Origin of the sequence: Chitinophaga sp., from assembly GCF_035564935.1 — a bacterium.
GTDB lineage: Bacteria > Bacteroidota > Bacteroidia > Chitinophagales > Chitinophagaceae > Chitinophaga.
Window position 1 is genome coordinate 1 of record NZ_DATMTE010000088.1, and the last position, 3484, is coordinate 3484.

The 3484-nt window shown below is 46.3% G+C and carries 3 protein-coding genes; 2 read left to right on the plus strand and 1 reads right to left on the minus strand.

Going from position 1 to position 3484, the window contains the following annotated elements; genetic code table 11:
* Window positions 1-35: 35 nt before the first annotated feature.
* Entirely contained in the window at window positions 36-776 is a 741-nt protein-coding gene (locus tag VN105_RS02475) for a Bax inhibitor-1/YccA family protein (RefSeq protein ID WP_325637583.1), read from the minus strand.
* Between the two features lie 280 nt (window positions 777-1056).
* Here VN105_RS02475 and VN105_RS02480 point away from each other — a divergent pair, with 280 nt between their 5' ends.
* Both VN105_RS02480 and VN105_RS02485 read left to right on the plus strand, forming a co-directional pair.
* Window positions 1057-2907 (plus strand): 2-oxoacid:acceptor oxidoreductase subunit alpha, encoded by a 1851-nt coding sequence (locus VN105_RS02480; RefSeq protein ID WP_325637585.1) that lies wholly within the window; start codon window positions 1057-1059, stop codon window positions 2905-2907.
* Between the two features lie 139 nt (window positions 2908-3046).
* On the plus strand, window positions 3047-3484 hold a 438-nt coding region (locus tag VN105_RS02485; protein ID WP_325637587.1), incomplete at its 3' end, for a DUF6134 family protein.

Genomic DNA, 3484 nt, shown 5'->3' on the forward strand with positions numbered 1-3484 from the left:
TGTGGCGGCCTTTCTAAAGATATTATCGCTATCGCTTATCTTCTGTTTAATTTGCTCATGAGCCGCAGTATTTCCAGGTATAACCATACCAGGGTAACCATCAAACCAAAAGATGCATACCACTCAAAATATTTGGGAGCCCCCTGCAAAGCACCTTGCTCTATCATGTCAAAATCCATGATCAGGTTCAATGCCGCAATAGCTACCACCACCAGGGAAAATATAATTCCAAAGGTACCGCTGCTGTGGATCAGCGGCATTTCAATGTTAAACATGCGCAGTACAATGGCAATCAGGTAAAAGATACCGATACCCAGGGTAGCTGTCATCACAATTGATTTAAAACGCTCGGTGGCCCGGATAACTCCTGTACGATACAGGATCAGCATGGCGATAAAAGTACCAAATGTTAAGCCTACAGACTGCATCACAATGCCAGGCCATTTTGCTTCAAACATGGCGGAAATAGCACCCAGGAATAAACCTTCTGCTATAGCGTATGCGGGGGCAAGATAAGCCGACCATTCTTTCTTGAAAATGATGACCAGGGCCAGTATAAATCCGCCGATAGCACCACCAAATGCCAATGGCATTACACTGCCGCTATTCCTGTAAAATTCTCCCCATGAAAAAACAGCTGCCGCCATTAACATCAGGAGCATAAAAGACATTTTATTCACGGTACCACGGATCGTCATGGTTTCCCCTGCAATGTGAGGCGCTTTATCAAATACACTTTGCTTCAGTACAGGGTTGTTCGATTGAAAGAGTGCCATAAAGTATAGTTTAAATTTATGGGTTAAAAATACGATTTGATTTGATACCAGTAGCAGTTATCCTGCCTAAAACGGGTAAAATTAGCATTTCTATAACCATAACTTCCCGTTATCAGCCATAACTATAAGTAATGGGAATGCTTTATTCCGGCAATAATAGTCTACTAAAGTTGTGTACTTTTGTGATCGGATCGGGAATAATATTGCAGGCCAGTGGGTTCCTAGCTCCCGATTACCTAAATTTACATCTTTAAAAAGAATACCTTAAAAGATAAAATAGATGCCTAATACTTCGATTCAACAGCTGGAGGATGTAGTGATAAAATTTGCAGGCGACAGTGGAGACGGGATGCAGTTAACAGGTACCCAGTTTTCAAATAATACCGCGTTGTTCGGCAATGACCTGAGCACTTTCCCCGATTTCCCGGCGGAGATCCGTGCCCCGATAGGTACATTACCTGGTGTGAGCGGTTTCCAGCTTCACTTTTCTTCTAACAGGATATTTACCCCGGGCGATGCCTGTGATGTACTGGTAGTAATGAACGCCGCCGCATTGAAGGCCAACCTGAAAGGACTAAAAAAAGGCGGTATTATCCTCGCCAATACAGATGGCTTTGATGCCAAAAACCTTCGCCTGGCCAATTACCCCGAAGGCGTAAATCCACTGGAAGACGGCTCCCTGGCCGCTTACCAGCTGCATACCATGGACGTAACCAAAATGACGCGCGAAGCGCTGAAGGATACTACCCTGGGTATGAAAGAAAAGGACCGTGCGAAAAACATGTTCGTGCTGGGCTTCCTGTACTGGCTGTACGACCGTAACATGGAAAACACGGAAGTATTTCTCCGGGAGAAATTCGGCAAAAAACCGGAGATCCTGGAAAGTAACCTGAAAGTACTGCATGCCGGCTATAACTTTGCTGATACCGTGGAAGCTTTTACCACCCGCTACCGTGTGGAGAAAGCCCGGATGGAACCAGGTACCTACCGCAGCATTACCGGTAACACCGCCCTGGCTTACGGCCTGGTGGCCGCTTCGCAGAAGGCCAACCTACCGCTGTTCCTGGGTACCTACCCCATCACGCCGGCTTCCGATATCCTGCATGAACTGAGCCGCTTTAAGAATTTTGGTATCCGTACCTTCCAGGCGGAAGATGAAATTGCAGGTATTACCTCCGCTATTGGCGCCTCCTATGGCGGCCATATGGGAGTTACCACCACTTCAGGCCCGGGTATGGCGCTGAAAGGTGAGGCAATGGGATTGGCCGTAATGCTGGAAATACCACTGATGATCGTTGATATTCAACGTGGAGGACCTTCTACCGGCCTGCCTACCAAAACAGAACAATCCGACCTGTTACAGGCATATTACGGCCGAAACGGGGAGTGCCCCATGCCAATTGTTTCCGCATCCACTCCTGCCGATTGTTTCGATGCTGTGTTTGAAGCCTTCAGGATCGCGGTAAAGCATATGACACCGGTTATTTTCCTCAGCGACGGCTATATCGCCAATGGTTCCGAGCCCTGGCGCTTCCCTAAAGCAGCAGACCTCCCCGGTATTGAAGTGAAATTCAAGAAAGGACTGGAGGAAGGAGAGGAGCAATTCCTGCCTTACCACCGCGATGAAAACCTGGTGCGCCCCTGGGCAGTACCGGGCACACCCGGCCTGGAACACCGTATTGGCGGCCTGGAAAAACAGAACATCACCGGTAACGTTAGCTATGATCCTGAAAATCACCAGCTGATGGTGAAGATCCGCCAGGAAAAAGTAGATAAGATCGCCGATCATATTCCTTTACAGAAAATAGAACTTGGCCCGGAAAAAGGGAAAGTCCTCGTATTAGGCTGGGGATCTACCTATGGCGCCATCAAAAGCGCTGTACTAGACCTGCTGGCAGAAGGACATGAAGTAGCGCATGCACATATCCGCTACATCCGTCCGTTCCCCAAAAACCTGGGAGAAATACTGCACAGCTACGATAAAGTACTGATTCCTGAAATCAATAATGGCCAGCTGATCAAAGTGATACGCGACCAGTTCCTCATTGACGCACAGGGTTATCATAAAATTATGGGCGTACCTATTACAAAAGGCGAACTGATCACAAAGATCAAAGAAATGCTCGCGTAAGGTATTGCCGGATATTATTTTAAAGTACACAATAAAAAATCCTGTCCGTTGTGACAGGATTTTTTGTATTTTCCTTTATGGAAAGACATTTACAGCTACTACTTTCCCACGAAAATATTGTTAGTTTAAGTCAACTATTATGAATAGTCTTTTCAGGTTTTTGTTTACCACTATCACAGTAGCTGTATTGTATTTGCAGGCAGGCGCCCAAACCAATACTTTCGAAGTGCGTATTGCCAACCATGCTGTAGGAACCATTGAAGCTAACCGTAAACTTACCGGCGCTGCCAAAAGTATCGTTATAAAAACACGGATCCAGATAATGCTTTCAAAGGTCAACAGCGACATTGTAAGCGAATACAATAACAACATACTGACCAATGCAAAGGTATCCCGTGTATCCGGTAAATCGGGAGAGGACAAACAAACTATTGTAAAGCGTAACGGTAAAGAATATACGATAATAGTGAACGGGGCGAAGTCGGTGATAGATGCTGAAATAGAAGAGTGTGTGGCAGATCTTTACTTCGGGGAACCCAGGCAGGTAAACCGTGTGTTTTCTGAAACACTGGGCCGT

Coding starts and splice junctions, on each gene's coding strand:
- VN105_RS02480 (WP_325637585.1), top strand. CDS start 1,057: ATGCCTAATACTTCGATTCAACAGCTGGAGGATGTAGTGATAAAATTT.
- VN105_RS02475 (WP_325637583.1), bottom strand. CDS start 776: ATGGCACTCTTTCAATCGAACAACCCTGTACTGAAGCAAAGTGTATTT.